Raw genomic sequence first — 22,787 nt, 5'->3', positions numbered from 1 at the left:
TCTAGGCAGAGAAACTTTCATCATAGAGATGATAAGGTGAATCATGTATTAGAAGAAAATAAAAAGCGAATGAAAAGATTGCTTCATCCGCTTGGTCAGTAGGGAACTTAAGAGGCTTCTATGCTATTTTTGCTATCCCTGTTAAGGATCAATAAGCGTCTTTTTAATTCGTTAGCGTACTGTATGTCATTGTGTTTCATTGCTATATTCAATAAATCTAATAAATCATCAAGTATTAAATGGGATGTTGATTGTTCATCCTCAGCAGGTATTATTCTTACGTCAGTGTCTTCAGTTACCTGGGTGGCATAAAAATCTGTAAACATTTCAACAAGAGAAGCATCTGTAATCTTTTTGTCTGTCGATTCAGGTAATTGATCATGAAACTCAAGCTCTTCAACAACCATATCGAAACCTTTATCGGATAAGGAGAATTCACCGTCATTACCAAATAATTGGTTGAAAATAGTAAGTAAGGTCGGTGTTGTTAATGATACCAATAACTTATCGTATACAGTTTTGGTCTGTCTGATTTCAGAGATCATGGCTTTTTTTGTTTTTGATTTCATTAAAACCCTCCTAGGATAGAATAATCACACTGCTCTCTCTTTTCAAACTAATGATAACATGACTATAATAAGAATTACACTGTAAAGGACTGAAAAATTGCAATTGTCACAATATAGGAAGAAAGTATCCTTAAATAGAAGGAATATCTTATAATTAGCAGCATATTTTGCTTGATATTCTTCAAAAATCATCTAAATAAAAACACTATATGAAACAAAATATAAACAAATAATTTCAAGTATTTTCGTTCTTAAGAGTAATAAAAGGGAACTTTATCATGGGTATCCCGTTCATTTTTATCGCGATACTGAACAGATTTCTGAAAGGCGCTTTTTTATGTGCTCGGCATACCCTTCATCATGATCTTCCTTTGCAAAATTCAGCAAATCAAGTAAGTCATCTACTGTTAAATAATTCGTTTCCTCTTCAATATTTTCGGTATCATCCTCAAAAACGGTTTCCGAAGTTAAATGCCGGCCAATCTTTTCATAAAATAAATGTATCAGAGTCGAACTTGCATATGGTACCGGTGTGTCTGGCAGCCATTCTTCGTAATCTTTTAATTCAGTTAAAAATTTATAATAAGTCTTTTCGCTTAGCTTATGAGTTCCAGAGGGGCCGAATAAATTATAAAACATTTTGATAACAATAGGTGTGGATAGAGAATGCAATAATTTCTGAGAAACTTGGCCTGTTTGATTAAGTTCGAATATAATTGCATGGTATGTTGTTTTTTTCATATGCGCCCTAACTTTCCCTTTTTAATAATTTATGATAGAGCAATTTGAGAGAAAAACAAAATATTTTGATTTCATCAAACGTCATGAAATATATGAAGCTGAACCATAATTAAATCAGTTCAGTTTGAATGGTTATTTTCACATGATACTAAAATGGACTATAAAATATATATCATTCCAACTTAGTGGTAGTAACCATTATATTGACTAATAAAATATTTTTATAAAATATCAGATATTGCGGGTTAACATTTGGAAATAGAATGCGGTATATTTGAAATAGTATACTTTTGGAAAGGCTGAGAATAGATGGTTAACATTGTTTTATTTAATAAAAATTTAATAAATACTATGATTTCATTTGTAAAGACGCTATGTTCTGTATTATTTGTTGGGTTCATTGCTACAGCGGGCGTAGCGTTAGTGATTTATGTATTTATGTTATTGGAAGAATTGATTGCTTGGATTTTCTGATTTTTTACTAGTATGCATGAATGTATACATATAGATTGACTCTATACTAAATCAGTGGATTCTATAATACCCCGCTTTAAATGGGATAATCTGTTAATTTTAAGTATCTATTAGCAGGGGGGAGAATAAAGTTAAATGGGTCTTAAGTAAATGAGATGGTAAAGGGCCCAATATAGTGTCATATCATCTCTCCTCCGTAAAGTGCAAAAAACGATAATGGAGCTCTAAATTTGACTCCAGGTCTTAATTTTAATAGTCCGTTTAATTATGGCACGGGATTAATTGGTTCTGGCAATGGATGTACAGATTGATACATTAACTCCGAAATCGTCACACTCCGGTAATTATTTTCCTTTAAACATTTTAATACAGGTTCTAATGCTTGTACGGTTTGAGATTTACTAAGGTTTCCCCAATCATGTAATAAGATAATATCACCTGGTGTAACTCTTTTTGTAACATGAGTTACAATCCGGGCAGTACCTGGATTTCTCCAATCCTGTGGATCTTGATGCCAGGACCACATAATGACATCATAACCATTTTTTATTGCGGTATTAATAATTTCATCATTGTAAACACCCTGTACAGGTCGGTATAAACTCATTTTACGCCCCGTGATTTCTTCAAATACTTTATTGGTTTTCTCCAGTTCTAAGGTTAGCTGAGCAGAGTTTATTCTATTAGGAAAATGATGGTACGTATGATTGCCTACTTCATGACCTTCTTGTAATTGCCTCCTAATTAATTCAGGATACACTTCGGCTTTATTTCCACTAACAAAAAATGTCGCTTTCGCATTATATTTCTTTAATAAATCAAGAATCTGTGACGTGAAAATCGGGTGTGGCCCATCGTCGAACGTGATTGCAACTAAGCGTTTATCTGTATTAACTTCCCAAATAACATGACCGGTTTTTTCATACTCTTCCCTTGGTTTTATTATAGCTAATGAATTACTAATATTGAAACTTAAGGATAAGATAATACAACAGAGCAGGAAGATGTATTTTTTCATAAAAATGTTCTCCTTTCAAAGAGTACGTTAAGTACAAATTAGTATGTCATATTACTGAATAATTATAATGTTTATCCATAAGCAATTATTACATTGTTTAATGGCTTTGATCATACAGTCATTATCGTGAAAATAATAAGGGGGAGAGGAATGAAAGGATCGGTAATAAGCTCAATTCTTTCCATAATCATTATAGCTCTCAGTGTCAGTTCTTTTAGTACCTTTAAAAAAGAACAACCGGCTTATGCGATTGGAGGCAGCGAATTAGGTTCCCAGATTTCAAAAGTTTTAAGCCATCCTGACTTAAAAGGTGCCAGTATTGGGGTCAGCGTGAGAAATGCATCAACCGGTAAAGTGATTTACATGCATAACGGGGATACCAGATTACGGCCTGCCTCGAGTATGAAATTAGTTACCAGTGCAGCTGCTCTTCAGATACTTGGTGAGAACTACCGATTTTCCACAGAAGTCTATACGGATGGTAAACAAAAAGGAAGCACATTAAAGGGAAATCTGTATATTAGGGGGAAAGGTGATCCCACTCTGGGAGAGATAGATCTTATAACTATTGCTTCTGCATTAAAAAAGAGAGGGATTAAAAAGATTAAAGGAAACCTTATTGCGGATGATACTTGGTATGATCATGTCCGTTTATCATTGGACCTGCCTTGGAGTGATGAGCAAGAGTATTATGGTGCTCAAATTTCCGGATTAACAGTTTCTCCGAATTCGGATTATGATGCAGGTACTGTAATTGTTCAAGTAAGCCCCGGCAATAAAATAGGTAAAGCAGCCTCTGTTATTCTTACCCCACCTACTGGTTATGTGAAAATAGCCAACAAAACCAAAGTTGGAAAGGTTAATAGTGAAAATACGTTAAAGATAACTAAACGTCATGGCAGTAATGTCATAAATCTCGCCGGAAATATTCCTTTAAAATCTGACATAACAAACACTTGTATTTCTGTATGGGAACCAACTTTTTATACTCTTGATTTATTTAAAAAATCTCTGGAAAAGCAAAGAATAAAAATCTCTGGAAAAGCTACATATGGAAAAATTTCTGCCAATCAAACCAAACTTTTCACTGACTATTCACCTAAATTGCGTACAATTCTGGTACCTTATATGAAACTAAGCAATAATACAATATCTGAAGTTTTAGTTAAAGAAATAGGCAAGGTAAAAGGAGAAGTGGGAAGTTGGGATAAGGGTTTATCTGTTATAGAGGGGCAGTTTGCCGATTTGGGGATTGGACATAATGCCATTCTTATGAGAGATGGTTCAGGTATATCACATGTTAGTATGATTTCAACTAATGCTTTAACAAATTTACTTTATAAAGCTCAATCAAAATCATGGTATGAAACGTATAAGAATGCATTGCCCGTAGCCGGAATGAGTGATCGAATGATAGGGGGTACACTGCAAAATAGAATGAAAGGTACAAAAGCGCAAGGGAAAGTGATAGCTAAAACAGGAACTATTTCAACGTGCAGTAGTTTAGCAGGTTATGTACAAGGTGAAAAAGGGAATAAATACATATTCTCCATTATTATAAATAATTCAAAGAGTGAGAGTAAGCTAAAGGATATTGAAGATCACTTGGCTGTAATCCTGGCAAGCAATTAGGAAGAAATGAAATTCACCTGCACACCATTTGAAAAGTTAAGCCGAATGAGGGGTGCAGGAAGAACTAAAATTAAGTATTTGTTTGGTTCATTTACTCGAATATCAATAAATTAGGAATATAAAGTGATAAATACTCTTAATAAGAAAACCATCGGCAATAATATAATAAATTTGATGACAGAGTATTTTGAAAATCCTTCTATAACTAAAATGGCAAATAATGCATATAAGATAATGAGTATGCCAAAAATCCAATCAGTAAAACCAAAGTTTAATTGCAATAAAGCAAGGCATATAATCGCTAAGAAATGGAGTCCGTCATATTTATCTCTGTTCAATAAAACCCGCTCCTTTCCCTTATAGTCTATTCAAACATTAGGAATGGGAACACTTCCTGCAAGATATTATTATAGAATGTCCTGATGCATTAATCTGTTATTTAAATACTCCATTGAAATAATAGGGTTTGGATATAGAGGTTAAGAAACTCATGGATGAAGATGCTTTTTACATAAAGAAGGGATTTCTAGACTAACTTATACTATAGGGTGGAGGGCGAAGGTATACCTAAATTACCTTAAATTATATTTATCATAGCAATATGAACTGGATTTTTTGCCAATATCGAAACCTAATCACACAGTAATACATGCATTTCATTAAATTTATGTGATCGTCTTTCTAAAGGAACTAATTGAAAAGATTAATTAACAGCTTCATAAGTTTAAAGGAGGGCAGTTATGTTAATCGCTTCTATTGTACTAGCAGTGATTGGTATTTTAATCATAATGGTGGGGCATTCCATTCGAAAGGATGGAAATACTTCTTTTTTAGCTGGGAATAATGAAATTTTTATCCCGAAGAATGAAGAAAAATTAGCTGAGAGGATAAGTTGGATTGTCATATTATTTGGTATTGAAACCATCATGTTCCCTCTGTTTTTTCATTTTATTAAATTTGTAGATGGTTATCATTACACATTGTTGGCAGTCATTCATCTAGTGGCAATTTTTGTTTCGATGTTTATAGATCAAATGGAAGTACGGGATGGTTAGAATGCCAGGTTAGCAATCATTATTGGATTCTATTTGTCTTCTCCAGTCTGACGCTACCATAAGTAGCTATATACCTGCTGCTACTGCAGAGGATGTCTTTTTACATTAGAAGAATTAGCTGACACCCTCAACATGATCAGATAGATCATCAAACATTCGGCAGCCGTCACACAGGATAAGCTTGAAAAATAATAAGTACGTATCACATCGGCCAACGTTGACATAAATAAGAATAACAATGAAACAGAAAGGTGAACACTGGTTCTAACTTCCCTAGTAACCCTTCTTTTTATTAGTACCCCAACCCTCGAAACTTTAGGGGAACCTGTATAGATATAGACTGAGAATTCTTTTGTGGAGAATGCAGAAAGATCCAGCTACAGGTCAACGTATAAACCTATAGAGTATGCGGAATCTTACGTAAATTCCAAATCAGGAAAATCGATATAGGGATTCCGATTACCCTGAAGTTTGTAAATCGTCCAGTTCCGATGTTTCTCATGCAGTGTGACAGGGTGGTCATGATGCCATTTTTTTAATAGGTTGATATCAAGCAATATCTTTTTTTCTTGAATCATTTCATTCGGGTATCTCATTAAGAAATACAAAGAAGCTCGAGCTATTTTGCCCTTACCGTTTTCAGGTTCAAATCTCTCATTGCCATCTTTTTTTCCACAAGAGTTTTTAATGACCTCTTTATAAGCTTCGGGCTTGTAGTCTTCAAAATCATAATAGGGGATGTTACTTCTGAATGAATTACAGTTTGCCTCACATGTAAATAAATGATGAAGATCCCCAACCATTGGATGCCTTTTCTCGAACCAGGATTGTGGGATCACATGCTCGATATTAAATTGAAGAGAGCGCAGCACGGATTCAATCAAGAAATGTTTGTGTTCATTAAGTATTCCAGAATCCTGATTTAGATTTAATATTTGTGTCATTTGTTGAATTGCCTCGTTTTCTAACAGGGTATCCTCTTCTAATAAATCATTTGAATTTAGGATTTGACCTGAATAAATGCTTTGTATTTGGCCGTTTTCACGTAAATCGACCCAGGAATGGAGCACTTTTCGGCTATATGAATAAGAGAGCTGATTCGTATGAGTGCGTGTCAGCAACTCATTTAGCCATGGAAACAATTCATTAGCAGGAAATTGATTAAATGGTAAATTTTTATAATACAAATCGATTAGGCTTTGATCCTCTTTTTCATCATAATAAACTTCTTCCATCATGGCTGTTTTTTTCTGAAACTCTATACTTTGCGATGAGTGATCCTGAAAATGACGGTTATCAGTTAAGGGAGATTCAAGAATAAAAGATTCATAGCATAAATTAAGAGTTTCTTTTATTAGTGATGCAGAAGGATTCTTATAAAATAAACCTAACAGTAATTGGACAGTATCTTGCAAGAGTGCTTCGTAGGCAGGTGAGAAAGGTGGATTTGTTCGGTATTTCAATAAAATCACCTCTTCTTATTATCATATTTAGATGATATCAAGGGTGGAAACAAATGTAAATAAATGATAAATGGCTATTCTTTAGATATTGGATACATATTATTCTAGTACAATGATAACCTTGTGATAAAAGCTTGCTTATTTGAATTGAGAAGCCAACAGTTTAGGTAATAACATAATAGGATTCGGTATTAAATGATGATTAAATTGTTTGTTTAATGATATTCTGTATGAGTTAGGCTTATAATTTACGAAATGTAATAATTATCTCGATATTTTTGTTTATTTTATAAGAAAATTCTAAATTGATTTACTTTTTGTCTTCTTCTATATATTTGGAGACAACATTTGGTAAACAGTTTATACTTTTAATTACTTAGCAAAGGAGTTGGTATCGATGGTTACAAGCACTAGAATAGAAGTGGAAGAAGAGATTAAGGCTATACAAGCTGAACATGAAATGTTAGAGGATACGCCTGTGGATTTCTTTGAAAAAGCTCCATATCTGTACAAAAATAACAACGGTGTAAGGTTTGCTGCAATCATTGAAGAAGACTCTGTATTATTTACGAAGGATGATCAAGAGTGGGGAAATAAGCTTTTGATATTCTCGAAAGGGCAAGCTGAGGAAGCCATTATTCAACTAAAAAGGGAACAGAATGGACAGCTGGATCGAGATTCTATTAATATGCATAATCCAATGAATCGAATCTTAATCAGTATCGGAGAAACGCTGTTTTTAGCTTCTGTATTACAGACTGCATTGGAAAAATGGCGAAGCCCTAAAAATGGAACGTTGGATATTTAAAAATAACAATAAATACTAATTCTTAGTCTCATAGATTCCTCTATGAGACTTTTACTATTTTTGGGTATATGGGTAAGTTTTTTTACCTTAAATGAGGGAATTAAAGAGTAGATAGAGATGTGGGGGTCATGAAAAATGTCAAAACTCAAAATACCAGAACTTCAAGTAGAGAGATCGTACCTTCAATTTATTTTTCCGTTTCAAATAAAGGAATCACGAAGCGAAGAATTAATCAAAAAATTAGAGAAAGAACAATGGGAGTTTTTTAACTTAAAAGATACACAACAAGAATATAAATTTTATGGAGATATACGTATATCTCACGAGCGTATGGAGCAATTTTTTCTGCCTAATATGGAGCCAATTTTATTTCCCGCTAAAACAACTGATAAAAATGCCTTTCGTCGCTTTAGCAAGATTATTAATCAAAAGGGTCACTTGTATTCAAAATATTTGGATACAGATTTCTTTCTCACATCTTTTGATATCTTTGTGTGTCCATATAATATTGGTATTATGAATATGCGAGTAAACTTACCTGATTATATGGACTATAATCATGTTCTTCACTTTATCGACCTGTTCAGAAAATTGGATAAACCTGATGACATAGCAATCACGATAAACGAAAAGGAATATTCCGAAACAAAAGGTATTATTTTTCATGAATATTGTCCGTGGCTTGAGGACCATCTTTCGAAAAAAGAACATACAACTTATTTTGGGAGTTTACCATTTTTCATAGAAGAACGTATGCAAGTTTATTATTATTTAGCTTTTGAAGAGAATACAAGTCTTGATGAAATTTCCTTATTCCGAGCGGCTTCAATCAAAGGATATGATATGGAAGGAAAGGCTTATGCCGGCGCCATATCAGAGGCATATATCAATCGTTTCTGCAAACAACATGTATACGATCGATGGGGTGATGAATCCTATTATATCATTAGCAATTATGCATTCGTTTGTCTATCTAATGAATCTGGAGAAAGAAGCAGAATGATTGCTGAGCGTATGTATGGTGAAAATTTTTATACGAATATTTTATTCTTCTTTAACAGGCTCCTGTTATTGCAATTATCCTATGAAAATTCCCGGCTAAGAGTGGATGATAAGAAAGGATCAATAGAAAAACTCATCATTCGAATAACGAACTTTTCTGCACAATTTTATCAACCGGAAGTACATAGCAGGATATTTGGAAAAGAAATTTATTTAAAAATGAAAGAAATTTTTCATATGGATGAGCTATACAACCACGTTAATCAAACGCTTGGAAATCTTTATAAGAATCATGAAAAGTTAACGAGAAAACGACATGAATATTTGCTTACATTTTTAACGATATATACAGTCATATCGGGAATCTATGGAATGAATCTGGTTATAGAACAGGATTGGAAAGGCAGTATTAATTGGTCAGCGGCCAGTTCCTATTCCATCTTTGAATATATTGCTTTATTTGTGGCATTAACGGGCATTACGTTTGGAGGAGTACTGGGGTTTGTAACCGTGTATAAATGGTTAAAGGAAAAGATAAAATCAAGAGGTGATTGAGCAGGGGAATAGCAGGTTATTGTAGAAACTAACAAATAAACAAAATAGTAAAGGAGGTAGGAGGTTGAAAAGATGGTTATGCTTTATTATATGTATCCTCCTCTTAGCAGCATGTGGGCAAGAAGCTAATGAAAATAAAGGAAGTGATGACAAACCAGTGAATACAGATAAAAACTCAAATCGAATCAATGATGGAATATTAACTTCGAGCTTAGTTCAAAAGAATAATGATGGCCATGATTTTTTGTTTGTCTATACGGTTGAAAACGAAGCAGACCAACCCATTCAGTTAACCTTTAACAGCGGACAAACATTCGATTACATTTTAAAGGATCATTCTGGAAAAACAGTCATCCATTATTCTAAAGGAAAATCCTTTACACAGGCAATTATTGAAAAAGAATTAGTTAAAGGTGCTCAATTAACTCATGATATCCATTTGAAAAATCTTAATCCAGGTGAATATACTTTAGAAGCATGGTTAACTGCCAAGGGAATGGATAATGACTATAGGGAAAAAATTAAACTCCAAGTAGAATAAGGATAAAAAGGTGCCGATTTTGATTGGCACCTTTTTGGGGGTTATGCTTTTTTTTCAAATAATTGCACGAGTTCTACGATGACTTCGGTAGCTTTTTCCATGCTTTCTACAGCTATATACTCGAATTTGCCGTGGAAGTTTTCTCCTCCGGCAAAGATGTTCGGAGTCGGTAAACCCATATAAGAAAGCTGGGAACCATCTGTACCGCCGCGAATTGGTTTCACGATTGGTTGCACACCCAAGTTTTCCATGGCTTGATGTGCTACATCTACAATTTCCTTTACAGGCTCAATCTTTTCTCCCATATTATAATATTGATCATTCATATCCAATATTATATTTTCTTCGCCATATTTGGCTTTGTATTTTGCAACAAGTTCTTTCATAGTTGCTTTTTTTGCTTCAAATTTTTCACGGTCATGATCACGGATAATATAAGCTGCATGAGTACGTTCTACATCACCGGTTAATGATAAGAGATGATAGAAGCCCTCGTAACCCTCTGTAAATTCGGGTGCTTCTTCTTTTGGAAGCTCCGCATTGAAATTCATGGCAATCTTTAAGGAGTTAACCATTTTATTTTTGGCGGAACCAGGGTGGACATTGCTGCCTTTAAATGTTAATTTGGCACTGGCCGCGTTAAAGCTTTCGAATTCAAGTTCACCGAGGGGGCCGCCATCCAATGTATAAGCGAAATCCGCATTAAAGCGCTCCACATCAAATTTATGAGGGCCTCTGCCAATTTCTTCATCCGGTGTAAAAGCGACACGAAGTTTGCCGTGCTTAATTTCCGGATGCTTGATTAGGTAATTCATCGCGGTAACGATTTCCGCAATCCCAGCTTTATCATCAGCACCAAGGAGTGTTGTCCCATCCGTAGTGATAAGCGTTTTACCTATATACTCTTTTAGCTCAGGGAAGTCTTTCGGTGATAGAACAATATTTTGATTTTTATTAAGTGTGATATCACCGCCATCATAATTCTCGACGATTTGAGGCTTTACATTTTTCCCGGTAAAATCAGTAGCCGTATCCACATGGGCAAGGAAACCAATAGTTGGGACCTCTTTATCTGTATTTGCAGGAAGGGTGGCGAATAAATAACCATTTTCGTCAAGGGTTATATCTTCCATCCCAATTTCCTGCAATTCATCTTTTAAAAGATTTAAGAGGTCAAATTGCTTTTCAGTAGAGGGGCATGTTGGACTGTTTTCATCGGATTGGGTATCAATTTTAACATATGTAAGAAATCGTTCAACTAATTCTTTTTTCATCAAATTCATCTCCTTCTGTCTTCTTATTATAGCGAAAGTTCGATTAATCAACAAAAAGTTATTCAAATTTTCTCTCGGTTACTAATTTCATTTTGGAGTGGATTTATTTATTTTGCGCATTCTTATATAATGGGATGGTAAGAAAGAAGGGAAGATATTAACCATGTTTACGATAGGAAGCCGCACAGTTAAAACAGCGATAGGTGCTATGATAGCCTTGGTTATTGCTCAAGTTCTATCATTGGAAAACACGGCCACTGCTGCAGTTATCACCTTATTAAGTGTTCAAAGTACACAGCGCAGAAGTATACAAATTGCTTGGCAGCGATTTGCTGCTTGTATCCTTGGGATTTTATTGGCTGTCTTAATATTTGAAGGGTGTGCTTATACAGCTGTAGGGGTTGGAGTGCTGTTGTTTATTTACATACCGGTTATGGCCAAGCTCGGTCTCCAGGACGGTATTGTACCTGGTTTTGTCATCATTATGCAATTGTACATATCACAGAATATTACGTATGAGCTTATTTTAAACCAAATCTGTATCGTTGCGATTGGTATTCTGGTAGCTCTTTTATTCAATTTATATATGCCAAGTGTAGAAGGCGAAATTAAGAAAATTTCAAAAGAACTTGAGGGGAATTTTAAAGTGATTTTTCTCCAGTTCGGTCGGTTCATTCGAAAAAAAGAACGTGTATGGAATGATGAGTATATCATTAAAACAAAGAAGTTAATCGATGAAGGAATGGGTTTAGCCAAGAGAAGTGAGGAGAATAATTTTTTCAAAAGAGACTCCTATTATTTACAATATTTCACAAAAGTCCATCAGCAATTTCAAATCGTAGAGCGAATGGTCCCCTTAATCATTCAATTGCCGACAACATTTGAACAAAATGAAATGGTTGCTGAATTTGTCGATGATTTAGGAACAAATATGGAAGATCGAAATCGTCTGTTATTAAAATTACAGGAACTAAGAGGTGAGTTCGAACAAATGGACTTACCGAAAACAAGGGAAGAGTTTGAAACGCGTGCAGCATTATTAATTTTGATTAATAAAATTGAGCAATTTATCGAAATTGAACGATAGTGAAAGATCAATAACAAAGATAACGGGCTGTTTTTACATGAACAGTCCATTTTTATTGGGGTCAGTTTATAGACACTAGCGCCTCCGGTCGTAAACTTTCACAATACTCATGCAGCAATTTCCACCCATCCTCATATTTTTTAAAGCGTTGCACAAATAGCTTAGCAACATCTTTCTTTTCTCCATCCATTTCAAACGTAACCGAAAATATAATAATCATTTCATCTTTGGAAGCGGGTGTAATGTGCATGGTAGTGAAATTCCATTGAGGATTATGTCCGCAATATTGATCGAAAGCCTCTCCCCACCCTATGCAAGCTTCTTTATATCCCCAATCTGAAACGATACCATCTGCATTTGCCCATCGAACAGCTAGGTCAGGTGAAAGCTTTGAAATCATCAATTCAGTGTTACAGCTATTCCATATTGACTGAAATTCACGAAAGAATGAGTTAAAATCTTCCATTAATAATTGATTCAATTTGCTTCCTCCTTTGATTAAGGTAAGTATATATTCCTTGATAAAGTTATTCTATACATTGGATATATTTCCCTTTTTATTGATGAAGAAACTATTTTGTAATATGATTATGCATTAATCATTCGTTTCAGTTACGGCCGTTGTCTTAATTGGTATTAAACCAAATATGGTACCAGATAAAGTATTTGTTGCTAACCTCATAACTAACCTAGTGAATAAAAAAGAACTATTCTTTATGTCGAATAGTTCTTTTCATTCATCTTAGAAAATCTAATGCTATTTGATTGAATTTTGCGTGCTGATCCACATTACATACATGGCCGCAATTTTCGATTACCTTTAATTTCGAATGATTTTCATTTTTAATGTCATTTTTGACTGTATCTAGAAACATATAATCTTCTTTACCCATTACATATAGAGTTGGTATATTTACAGGTTCTTTTACTATATCAACATGTATTTCTTCTATCTGATCGACTAAGTCAAACCATCTGAGGAATTCCTTTTGATTCATTTTCTTTGCTTCCCTGATAAACATGCTTCTGGAATACTTATGATTTTTATTCGGCATTAGCACCCAAGCGAAAAAAGAATATAACCACATATATGGAACGAAATTTTTAATGAGTAAACCAATTTTTAACCAGAACTTTATTCGTTTGTTGTATGTGGTTATAGCTCCGGCCAGGATTGCTTTTTCTATCCTCTCCGGTGCTATTTTATACATTTTTTTAATCAATAAAGTACCCATTGATACGCCTATAAACGTTGCCTTTTTTATATTATTATAGTCAAGAACCTTGATAATATCATCGCAAAGTAATTCAAAGTTATATTTCTTATCTGTTTTACTTATTCTTGTCTTCCCATGTCCTCTTAAATCAATTAACAGCAGATTAAAGTGCTTTTTTAATACTTTAATCTGGTTCGCAAATATAGTAGAACTTCCTCCTATGCCGTGAATACATACTACCCACTTAGTGGAGGATTCATTTTTATACTCTCTATAGAATAACATCGCCACACTCCTCATTCCTCTAAAGTTGTATTCCCCTAAAAAGGAGTAAACATGTCAAAAAATATACGAGTATATAAATATTTGAAAAAAATATAAAAATATTCTCTGAGCTAGTCTACTGAAAAACAAATATTGCTTTTTAATTAATAGGCATAACAGTACTTTTTCATAAAAATAGTAACAAATATCCAAATAAAAGGAAACCGGAAAACGATGGATAGAAATAAGACCATTTAGAAGGCAAAGTAGTTTAAAAATAATATAGGACAAGCTTTGCTATTATTCAACAAATAGTGGTGTGTAGATTTAATTAATGTCAAAAAGGAACGAACGATTCATTCGTACTATCACTGACAATTAATTGAAAATGGTAAATAAATGGAATATACTGAAAGCGTTCACAAAATGAAAATATAAATGGAGGAAATTTAATGACTACTACCTTAAGTCCCAATGTTAGTCCGAAACTAGCAAATTTTTTAAAAGGCACAAAACAGTTATATGTAAATGGTCAATTTGTAGATTCAGTTTCCGGCAAAACGTTTGAAACGATGAATCCAGCTACAGGCGAAGTTTTGGCTGTGATTTCAGAAGCTCAGACTGAAGACATTGATTTAGCAGTCAAAGGGGCACGAAAAGCATTTGATCTTGGCCCATGGAGAACGATGAATGCTGCAGAACGCAGTCGTTTAATATATAAATTGGCAGACTTAATGGAGGAAAACAAGCTGGAATTGGCTCAGCTGGAAACATTGGATAACGGGAAGCCATTCCGTGAAACATCCAATGCAGATATTCCGTTAGCTATTGAACATTTCCGTTATTTTGCAGGTTGGTCGACTAAAATTACAGGACAAACCATTCCTGTTGCCGGTAACTTTTTTAACTATACTAAACATGAACCAGTGGGAGTGGTAGGGCAGATTATCCCATGGAATTTCCCATTATTAATGGCTGCCTGGAAACTTGGAGCAGCACTGGCTACCGGATGTACAGTTGTATTAAAACCAGCAGAAAATACGCCACTTTCTGCCTTATATTTGGCAGAACTCATTAGTGAAGCCGGATTTCCGGATGGAGTTGTCAATATTGTACCAGGCTATGGTCAAACGGCCGGACAACCATTGGTTGATCATCCAATGGTCGATAAAATCGCTTTTACAGGATCTACAAAAGTAGGGAAGCAAATTATGAAATCAGCTGCTGACACACTAAAACGCGTAACATTGGAACTTGGTGGCAAATCACCGAATATCATCCTTCCAGATGCAGATTTATCGAAGGCAGTTCCAGGTGCGCTAATGGGAATCATGTTCAATCAAGGACAAGTTTGTTGTGCAGGAAGCCGTTTATATGTTCAAAAGAAAATGTATGATAATGTCGTCGCTGATTTAATATCCTGTGCCAAGGATATTAAACAGGGGAATGGCTTAGAAGAAGATACAACGATGGGACCGCTTATTTCCTCTCAACAGCAATCCCGAGTTAAAGGATATATCGACAAAGGTGTTGAAGAGGGGGCAGAAGTATTATTTGGGGGCGATATTCCTTTCGATAAAGGATATTTTATATCGCCGACTATATTTGCTGATGTAAATCATAGTATGACCATCGCGAAGGAAGAAATATTTGGGCCTGTTGTAGCGGCCATGCCATTTGATGATATCAATGATCTCGTCCAAAAAGCAAATGACAGCCACTATGGATTGGCTGCCGGAGTTTGGACGCAGGATTTGAAAAAAGCCCACGAGATTGCTCATAAATTACAAGCAGGGACTGTATGGGTGAATACGTATAACACATTCGATGCGGCTTCCCCATTCGGAGGATATAAACAATCCGGTATCGGTCGTGAAATGGGGAGCTATGCTTTAGAAAATTACACAGAAGTGAAGAGTGTCTGGATTAATATGGACTAAGGATGAGTGAGTGTAATAGACTTTGAGTTTGGGCAGTGTGGTTAGGATGGTAACCACACTGTTTCTTTGACTTTTTCTGGTCAAAAAGCCCCGTGAAAGTCAGAGTAGTATCTGATTTTTATGGAGTCATTTAACTAACGGTTAGCTTTTCTTTAGAGAATGATCAGTTTGAATTTCTGATAGGTCATTTAAATTAACCTGTCCTTGCATAATTTGGTATAGGTGCAATAATCCTGCTGATCAGGACTAAATCATTTCTCTCTAAATCCAATTAACTTTGTCAGCAGTACCTGAATAATTATGTTTGTAACCAAAAAAGAAACTCGTCAGCATGGACGAGTTTCTTTTTTTGTCTATATTATTTTGCTCCTCATTTAGAGCGTTATTATTTTTAAAACTGTACTCAGTAGCAATATGCTTTAAAAGTAATCAGGTACAGTCAGATCAGACGATAATAATCGTTACATCTATATTCCCACGTGTTGCCTTTGAGTAAGGGCAAACTTGGTGCGCCTTTTCTGCATATTGTTTAGCCTCTTCCTTATCTAATTCAGGGATAGAGACATCTAAACGAACAGCCAGTTTAAATCCGCCGTCTTCTTCATCCTTGCCAATCGTTACATTTGATGTCACGGTTGTGTCCACTTTTTTTCGATCTTTACGCAATACAAGGTTTAATGCACCGTCAAAGCAAGCTGCATAGCCTGCTGCAAATAGTAATTCCGGGTTTGCAGCCTGTTCTCCGCTTCCTCCCATTGCTTTTGGTTGTCTCACATCTAAATTAATAATTCCTTCTTCGGATTTTACATGTCCTTCGCGGCCGCCGGTAGCTGTGACTGCTGCTGTATATAATGGTTCCATCCTATCCACTCCTTATTAAATGATATATAGCACTTTTCCCTGTTTCTGTTTTATTAAACAGCGGTGAAAGAAAACATGATTAAAAAATATATAGGCATTCCCTATTATCTCTATTATAGAAATAAAAATAAGTGTGGATTATATGGGGAACAGTGAGTGTGGACATGGAGACATAAATACTAACTATTTTAAGATGAGTCAGGTTAATCGGTTGAGGTAGCTACGCTCGAGGCAGTTCATAAAAAGGGGTACTCATTACTATTTCAATGTTATGAAGGTGGGTAGAGAACCATAAATATATCTATATCCAGCTCAGAAGTCATTTGAAAATCACATTGTTTATTTGTACGGCGTCACAGCCGCAGGGCATATTTATTTCTTATGAGTCGGTTCCTGATGGAGTCAGGGAATTTAAAGAGGAGCTTGGTCTACATATTATTTCATATAATCAACTCACTAGTCTTGGTAGGATCCCTAATATAATAGAAAGCGAGACAATCACTGTACATGAATTAAGTCCTGTTTTTCTTAATGAAAGGACAGATTAAGTGGAGATTGAGGGGTTTAAGCTTAATTATAGTGGGAATATTCTGATTTAGGGACACGATTAATAAAATTTAAATCGTCCTATATTCCCGGAAATAGTTGAATGTGTAGCAAAAACTATTCGTTTTAGAAAAGGATAAACAAAACAGCTTTCTTTACTCAAAAGAAGCTGATCAGAAGGTTATTATATTTAAGATACTATCATTTAATCTGTTCTATGAATTTATCAATTTTCATGTTTGATTTATAAGTGATATTGGAAGCAATCCTATGTCTGTAACCGGGAGTCAAGTGATTATTTTTAGAAGCATTCCAAAAGTTTCGTTACTTCTGGGATGTCTTTATTTCATAGTTATGATGAGTAGGGTGGAAGAATAAAACTTCATTCTACATCAGTGTAAAATATTTTGTCAATAATAAATTTGTGAATTTATGAGAAAAATGTTATAATTATATTATTAATTGCTTTTTTAATTCGTATTTAAATTTATACCGGACTTTATGGGAAATGGAAGTTAGATACATTTTTTATCCTTTTTTGACTCAAACAGTTTTGTAAGCTTTAAAGTAAGTTAGTTGAATAAAATGATCAGTATCCTATTTATTAGTAACCGAGTTTTTATTACAAGGAGGACTTGAATAATGGATTTAATCAATAAGAAAGTTACACACGAACGTTTTGGTGAAGGTACGATAGTTAAGCATAATGAATCTACTGTTGAAATACATTTCGAATCAGAAAACAAAATGTTTGTTTTCCCTGATGGTTTTGGAAAGCACTTAAAACTACATGATGAGAGTGATGCTAATTCACTTGAAGAAATATTGCAAATTAAGGAAAATGAACGATTAGAGGAAGAATCGACAAAAGAAGAAGAAAAAAAACTGCAACGTAAAAAACAGGAACTTAACTTAGAACATGAAAAACTTATGAAACATCATAAACTACATCCTGAATCACAAATGGTATTTTGGTGTGATACAGAAGAACAGAGCAGTGCCTTATCAGAGTGGAAGGTGTTTTCAGGCGTTATAAAAAGTGGTACAAACAAGGGGAAGCCAAACAAGCCGATTCGCTTGCAACGAAATAGTGCTGTCCTTTTAACAGCAAGAGATTCCAGCATGTCTGAAAAAGACAGACGTATCATAGGTGTCTATATGGTACATGAAAAATTTATCGGTAAGCTTTGTGAAGATGGATATATTCCTGCTCATTCAAAATACCGACTTCAACTAACAGAACAGGAATCAGATCAATTGCTTTTCTGGGAATATTATGTGAATGAAAAATCCCCGGAAAAAGTGACATGGAATACAGGTAAATACCGTTATTTTGACAATGCATGGATGGCTCAAATTTTGCTTGATATCATTTCTTTAAAAACAGACCCAAATGAACGAGAGCTGGCACAACAATTTTTTGAATATTTTTGTAAAATGAATAAGATAACAGAACAAGAGTTACCAAAGCCTAATGGCGCAATAATGCGTACTTAGATAGTAGTCCAAGTTTAGTTAAAGACTAAAAAAACGGAATCTGTTTCATTAAGATAAAACAATCTAAGATAATTAAACCCGCCAGCATTACGTGCGTTATTATATCCACTCCACACATGTGTAGTGCGTGGTACAGTTTTAAAAAGGTATAGTTTGAATAAAAGTGCCCTAATCTAGAACAGAGATTTGGGCATTTTTGTATACCGATAAAAAATCTGGGTGACAAACAAAGTGAAAGAATAAACTAATTTTTTTGGGTTATATAATTCGTTAGGTATTGTATTAAAATGGTGATAAAGAAGTAAGTATAATCAATTCTCTAAAAGGTGAGTAGGTACTGCTGGGTCGATACTTACAAAGAAATTAACTATACTCACGAGTATAAGACCTTATTTGGATGAACAAGAGTAATTTTATAATAGAGTAGATATTCTGTTTATTTGACCTAATTTCCTTTCCTATTTTACCTTGAAATAGTGGATGTATCGAATAATGCAGAAAGAGGGATGACTAATGATTGGTGCCGTTATAGGTGACATTGTTGGATCTCGTTTTGAATTTAATAATCATCATAGTAAGGAATTTGAGTTCTTTACTGAAGATTGCCGAGTTACGGACGACAGTATTATGACCCTTGCGATTGCTAAGGCCCTTATGGAGACAGAGAAGGTCATTCAACCTTCTGTTCATGGAAGTATGTATGATTGTAAAGATTTGCTGGAGAGATTGTCCACTACCTATATGCAAGACATGGGACGTAAATATCCAAATTGTGGATTTGGCGGGATGTTTTTTAAATGGATATTCAAGGAGAATCCCGAACCTTATAACAGTTTTGGAAACGGGGCAGCGATGCGAATAAGTCCTGTAGGTTTTTTAGCAAGGACGGAGAGCGAAGCTAGGGAGCTATCTGAAATTATTACCGGGACAACACATAATCATGTAGAGGGAATAAAAGGGGCAGAGGCTACCGCTGTTGCTATATTTATGGCGAGACGTGGATTTACCAAAAATGATATACAAAACAAGATTAACGAATATTACTATCCAATAGATTTCACAATCGATGAAATTAAAGGTACATACCACTTTAATGAGACATGCCAAGGTACTGTACCGCAAGCTATAGCAGCCTTTTTAGAATCTTCTTCTTTTGAAGATGCTATTCGTACCGCCATCTCAATCGGGGGTGATAGTGATACAATTGCAGCCATTACTGGTTCTATTGCAGAAGCGTATTATGGAGTTCCTGAAGCTCTTAGAGAAAAGGCGTTATCTTATTTAGATAGTGAACTGCTGGCCATTTATGATGAATGGTCCACTTTTATAAAAAGTGCATACGCTCCTGGTAAGTTTAAAGTGCTGACGAAATACATCGGGAAATTATGTGATGCTGATTCGTTTGGTGAATGGTTTATTAATAAGGAGAACGATGGCACACAGGAAAACACATTTTATATGCCATATGTTCTGTTCAATGAGCTCGTACATTCATTTATTCAGGAGTTCTATCAGTTCTCCGAAAGCCATCCTGAATACGAATTAACTGAGTACAGGTCTATTTTGGAGAAAAATGGTCTCGCATGGGATGGTGATTCTATGCGTAATGCTGACCTGGCTTCTCTAGATTCCCAATGTATCCTTGCACTAATTATGGGTACCATACGAGCAGATCGTTTCTATGAAGGCACATTGCTACGCTTCTTTGAGGATGGTTTTATTGTAAACTGGTTAAAGAGGCTTGAGACTATTGATAAAAATAAAGAGTAAGGTATTCTATTTCTAAATGATACACAAAAGGACGTCATTCATCATTGCAACAGTTTTCTGTGATAGAAAAGATATGATAGCGGGGGATGATGAAGGTCAAAGTATTTATGATTCAATTAGCAGAAAAAGAGGAGAGACCCTCGTTTGAAGAGGTAGTGGATTAGATATTCATGTATACACATACAATAGGAGAATCTTAATAGAGTAGCATTCCTATCAGACCATAAAACAGATATGCTGCTCTTTTTATTGACACCTCCTATCTTTTTGTTCTTTTTATAGTCCATCTACCGTTATATTGTCTTCTGAATCACCAAGATCTTCCCTGAATTCCATTGAAACAGGTAACAAATGAGTCGAATTCTTTTTCATAACCGGTGACGAATGCCGGTATTGAAATCGGGAGGATACAATTTCAATAACATTAACTAATGAGCTTGCTATCTTTCTTTTTATTAAGAAATAACAATGGCATACTTTTTTTCCTCTTCTTCTTCATCAAATATAAAAGCAAAGTTAAGTGTCACATCGATTCCATCTTCTGTTAACCAATTAAAGGGATGGATAGTAGGATTGGCCCTATTTGTCACCCGTGTTTTAGGATTACTTTACGTTCAAACGTGCTGAATGCTTCTTCAAGTCCGTGTTCCTGGAAATTGTATTCCTGTATTAAGTGATTACTTAATAAGGGCCAGCTGTAAAATTCAATCATGATTCAGACTCCTTCTTAGATTATCAAATTATTATAAGGGGTGTTCGAAGAATAAACAAATTCTACGGGTAGTTGTGATCCCTGAGGAATGGTGCTCCTGTTTTGGCTAGTGTAATGATGAAATTTCACCATAAATATTTTAATTTTGCTGGGAGGGAAAAGAGTGAATAACTATCTTTTGGCAGTCATGAGTGTTTCATTTATTATGGTGATTATTGGTTGTTCAAATGAAAGCTATTCATCTGATGAAGCAATGACTAGAGGAGATATTGTTATCCAATCAGAGGTGGAGAATTTCGAAAGATTCGATGATTTTTTACAGAATCTATCCAAAAATAAAGGGGACACAATAAGAATAACCGGCTATACTCACGAAGGTGACCCTATATTCGTAGATTTAGAATATGATGGAAAGGTTATTCAATATACGCATGATAATACGCATGATGATTACGCAGGAGATAACAATAAAGGGATAGAGAAAGATGTATGCACGGAAATAATTGAGAAGGAAGATGAGATAGGATACATAGAATTTATTTTAACAGGTTGTGCGGAATATGATAAAAGCCTAATGCGTATTGAGGAAGAAAATGTGAAGATTCCATAAACTGAGACTGCACCTTGAAATAGTGAATAATTGCAGGTGCAGCTCTTTTTTGTCAGGAGACCATTAGGGAATCCCTATATTTATCCTATATTAATAGTTTTAAGAACCGAACTCTTTTTTTAATTCCGCCCCCAAAAATTTGGCCAGCTCCAGCATCCCATATTGGTTAGCTTCTATTTCCGCATCGGAATTGTAATTGGTATTTGTATTGATATCATACGTATAAATTGTTCCATCTTGATCACGGATAAATTCAATTCCGGCGATGTCAATACTTACTGATGCGAGAAATTTTTCGTATTCTGAAATGATCGGTTCATTAAAATCTTTGATAATTTCAAACTGTGGCCTAGTCTCTGCTTGTTCTCCGACTGGGCAAAATAAGTCCTCTATTTGACATGCATCGGCCGGACACAATTCGAAACCTTTTGATGTATCTACACGGACAGCGTATAGAAATTTCCCTCCGATAAACTCGCATCTTGTTATAGAAGAATCCGGGGATAGGATATATTCCTGTATGAGGGTAATCCCGTCGACAGGCTCTTCAAAAATAGGGCTGTTTACATATTCCTCGAGAGCCTCTACAGATTGGAATAACTGTACACCAAGACCTTTGCCAGCTCGGTTATGTTTAGTAATAAAAGGTGTTTTTCCTAATTTTTTAGCGGCCTCAATGATATGTTCCCGACCGACAGCTGCAATCGTGGCAGGTGTTTTAATACCGGCCGCTTGAAGGGACGTATATTGATTAATTTTGCTGACTTCCATTCCTAACGCTTTTGAGCCATTAAATACTTTTCGATTATGACGTTCCAGCCAGTTGATTACGCCACTTGCCAGTTCTGGAGCGTAACGGTGACCTCTTGTATGAGAAGAAGCGCTCATACGATTGTAAAAAATTCCTTCAGGAGGTGTTTCTGTCAAATTGACAATGCCTTCTGCTAAATGCCAATTTTTATATGGGAGATTTAACTCTTCCAATCTGTTGATTAAATGATTTGTCCAATCATCATTTTCGTGAATTATATGTATGTGCGCCATTATAGAATCACCTTCTGATTTTCGTTATTTTATGTAAATCATACCATTCCGCTTGGAAAATGGTCAATTCTTGAAATTCAGAAAAATAATTGTTGCAGTGGAAAAAC

At 35.0% G+C, this 22,787-nt stretch carries 21 protein-coding genes; 10 read left to right on the top strand and 11 right to left on the bottom strand.

The window, feature by feature from the left end:
* Positions 1 to 107: 107 nt before the first annotated feature.
* The 3 genes from AC4G3K_RS06245 to AC4G3K_RS06235 all read right to left on the bottom strand — a co-directional run bounded on the left by AC4G3K_RS06245 (position 108) and on the right by AC4G3K_RS06235 (position 2,802).
* The gene (locus AC4G3K_RS06245) at positions 108 to 569 is read right to left on the bottom strand and encodes a hypothetical protein (RefSeq protein WP_491077035.1); all 462 of its coding nucleotides are present in this window, start codon (positions 567 to 569) and stop codon (positions 108 to 110) included.
* 297 nt (positions 570 to 866) lie between these two features.
* Positions 867 to 1,310 carry a hypothetical protein gene (locus AC4G3K_RS06240; RefSeq protein ID WP_491077036.1) on the bottom strand — a complete coding sequence of 148 codons (444 nt, stop codon included), beginning with the start codon at positions 1,308 to 1,310 and terminating at the stop codon, positions 867 to 869.
* A 739-nt stretch (positions 1,311 to 2,049) separates the two neighbouring features.
* On the bottom strand, positions 2,050 to 2,802 hold the full coding sequence (locus tag AC4G3K_RS06235; RefSeq protein WP_491132827.1) for a polysaccharide deacetylase family protein: 753 nt from the start codon (positions 2,800 to 2,802) through the stop codon (positions 2,050 to 2,052).
* 150 nt (positions 2,803 to 2,952) lie between these two features.
* Between AC4G3K_RS06235 and dacB the strand changes: the two genes are divergently transcribed.
* Positions 2,953 to 4,434, top strand: coding sequence for a D-alanyl-D-alanine carboxypeptidase/D-alanyl-D-alanine endopeptidase (gene dacB, locus AC4G3K_RS06230; protein WP_491132826.1), 1,482 nt, complete (start codon positions 2,953 to 2,955; stop codon positions 4,432 to 4,434).
* Positions 4,435 to 4,544: 110 nt separating this feature from the next.
* On the opposite strand, the gene AC4G3K_RS06225 is transcribed toward dacB, so the two are convergent.
* Complete coding sequence (locus tag AC4G3K_RS06225; protein ID WP_491132825.1) at positions 4,545 to 4,772, bottom strand: hypothetical protein; 228 nt, start codon at positions 4,770 to 4,772, stop codon at positions 4,545 to 4,547.
* Between the two features lie 402 nt (positions 4,773 to 5,174).
* On the opposite strand from AC4G3K_RS06225, the gene AC4G3K_RS06220 reads away from it, so the two are divergent.
* The gene (locus AC4G3K_RS06220) at positions 5,175 to 5,489 is read left to right on the top strand and encodes a hypothetical protein (protein WP_491132824.1); all 315 of its coding nucleotides are present in this window, start codon (positions 5,175 to 5,177) and stop codon (positions 5,487 to 5,489) included.
* Between the two features lie 416 nt (positions 5,490 to 5,905).
* On the opposite strand, the gene AC4G3K_RS06215 is transcribed toward AC4G3K_RS06220, so the two are convergent.
* Positions 5,906 to 6,952, bottom strand: a complete 1,047-nt coding sequence (locus tag AC4G3K_RS06215) for an endonuclease I family protein (RefSeq protein WP_491132823.1) — start codon at positions 6,950 to 6,952, stop codon at positions 5,906 to 5,908.
* Positions 6,953 to 7,349: 397 nt separating this feature from the next.
* Between AC4G3K_RS06215 and AC4G3K_RS06210 the strand changes: the two genes are divergently transcribed.
* The 3 genes from AC4G3K_RS06210 to AC4G3K_RS06200 all read left to right on the top strand — a co-directional run bounded on the left by AC4G3K_RS06210 (position 7,350) and on the right by AC4G3K_RS06200 (position 9,858).
* Entirely contained in the window at positions 7,350 to 7,760 is a 411-nt protein-coding gene (locus AC4G3K_RS06210) for a hypothetical protein (RefSeq protein WP_491077042.1), read from the top strand.
* Positions 7,761 to 7,895: 135 nt separating this feature from the next.
* Positions 7,896 to 9,317: a hypothetical protein gene (locus tag AC4G3K_RS06205; protein WP_491077043.1), complete on the top strand. Its 1,422-nt coding sequence runs from the start codon at positions 7,896 to 7,898 to the stop codon at positions 9,315 to 9,317.
* Between the two features lie 64 nt (positions 9,318 to 9,381).
* Positions 9,382 to 9,858, top strand: coding sequence for a BsuPI-related putative proteinase inhibitor (locus tag AC4G3K_RS06200; RefSeq protein ID WP_491077044.1), 477 nt, complete (start codon positions 9,382 to 9,384; stop codon positions 9,856 to 9,858).
* A 41-nt stretch (positions 9,859 to 9,899) separates the two neighbouring features.
* Here the strand turns inward: AC4G3K_RS06200 and pepT are convergent, their stop codons facing one another.
* Positions 9,900 to 11,132, bottom strand: a complete 1,233-nt coding sequence (gene pepT, locus AC4G3K_RS06195; protein WP_491077045.1) for a peptidase T — start codon at positions 11,130 to 11,132, stop codon at positions 9,900 to 9,902.
* Positions 11,133 to 11,295: 163 nt separating this feature from the next.
* Between pepT and AC4G3K_RS06190 the strand changes: the two genes are divergently transcribed.
* On the top strand, positions 11,296 to 12,219 hold the full coding sequence (locus AC4G3K_RS06190; RefSeq protein WP_491077046.1) for an aromatic acid exporter family protein: 924 nt from the start codon (positions 11,296 to 11,298) through the stop codon (positions 12,217 to 12,219).
* Positions 12,220 to 12,280: 61 nt separating this feature from the next.
* Here AC4G3K_RS06190 and AC4G3K_RS06185 read toward each other — a convergent pair whose 3' ends face one another.
* Positions 12,281 to 12,700 (bottom strand): hypothetical protein, encoded by a 420-nt coding sequence (locus tag AC4G3K_RS06185; RefSeq protein ID WP_491077047.1) that lies wholly within the window; start codon positions 12,698 to 12,700, stop codon positions 12,281 to 12,283.
* A 256-nt stretch (positions 12,701 to 12,956) separates the two neighbouring features.
* Positions 12,957 to 13,721 carry an alpha/beta fold hydrolase gene (locus AC4G3K_RS06180; protein ID WP_491077048.1) on the bottom strand — a complete coding sequence of 255 codons (765 nt, stop codon included), beginning with the start codon at positions 13,719 to 13,721 and terminating at the stop codon, positions 12,957 to 12,959.
* Positions 13,722 to 14,152: 431 nt separating this feature from the next.
* Here AC4G3K_RS06180 and AC4G3K_RS06175 point away from each other — a divergent pair, with 431 nt between their 5' ends.
* Entirely contained in the window at positions 14,153 to 15,640 is a 1,488-nt protein-coding gene (locus tag AC4G3K_RS06175; RefSeq protein ID WP_491132822.1) for an aldehyde dehydrogenase family protein, read from the top strand.
* 444 nt (positions 15,641 to 16,084) lie between these two features.
* Here the strand turns inward: AC4G3K_RS06175 and AC4G3K_RS06170 are convergent, their stop codons facing one another.
* The gene (locus tag AC4G3K_RS06170) at positions 16,085 to 16,501 is read right to left on the bottom strand and encodes an organic hydroperoxide resistance protein (protein WP_491077050.1); all 417 of its coding nucleotides are present in this window, start codon (positions 16,499 to 16,501) and stop codon (positions 16,085 to 16,087) included.
* A gap of 1,188 nt (positions 16,502 to 17,689) precedes the next feature.
* On the opposite strand from AC4G3K_RS06170, the gene AC4G3K_RS06165 reads away from it, so the two are divergent.
* Both AC4G3K_RS06165 and AC4G3K_RS06160 read left to right on the top strand, forming a co-directional pair.
* Positions 17,690 to 18,544 (top strand): malate synthase, encoded by an 855-nt coding sequence (locus AC4G3K_RS06165; RefSeq protein ID WP_491077051.1) that lies wholly within the window; start codon positions 17,690 to 17,692, stop codon positions 18,542 to 18,544.
* Positions 18,545 to 19,057: 513 nt separating this feature from the next.
* Complete coding sequence (locus AC4G3K_RS06160; protein ID WP_491077052.1) at positions 19,058 to 20,314, top strand: ADP-ribosylglycohydrolase family protein; 1,257 nt, start codon at positions 19,058 to 19,060, stop codon at positions 20,312 to 20,314.
* Between the two features lie 586 nt (positions 20,315 to 20,900).
* Here the strand turns inward: AC4G3K_RS06160 and AC4G3K_RS06155 are convergent.
* Positions 20,901 to 21,026 carry a hypothetical protein gene (locus AC4G3K_RS06155; RefSeq protein ID WP_491132821.1) on the bottom strand — a complete coding sequence of 42 codons (126 nt, stop codon included), beginning with the start codon at positions 21,024 to 21,026 and terminating at the stop codon, positions 20,901 to 20,903.
* Between the two features lie 163 nt (positions 21,027 to 21,189).
* Between AC4G3K_RS06155 and AC4G3K_RS06150 the strand changes: the two genes are divergently transcribed.
* A complete protein-coding gene (locus AC4G3K_RS06150) occupies positions 21,190 to 21,636 on the top strand; it encodes a DUF4362 domain-containing protein (RefSeq protein ID WP_491132820.1) in 447 nt (148 codons plus the stop codon).
* A 99-nt stretch (positions 21,637 to 21,735) separates the two neighbouring features.
* On the opposite strand, the gene AC4G3K_RS06145 is transcribed toward AC4G3K_RS06150, so the two are convergent.
* Positions 21,736 to 22,680, bottom strand: a complete 945-nt coding sequence (locus AC4G3K_RS06145; protein ID WP_491132819.1) for an ATP-grasp domain-containing protein — start codon at positions 22,678 to 22,680, stop codon at positions 21,736 to 21,738.
* Positions 22,681 to 22,787: the final 107 nt, after the last annotated feature.

It is taken from the genome of Bacillus sp. z26, from assembly GCF_058313635.1.
The sequence above is the reverse complement of the archived record's forward strand: the minus strand, read 5'-3'. Positions and strand labels throughout refer to the sequence as shown.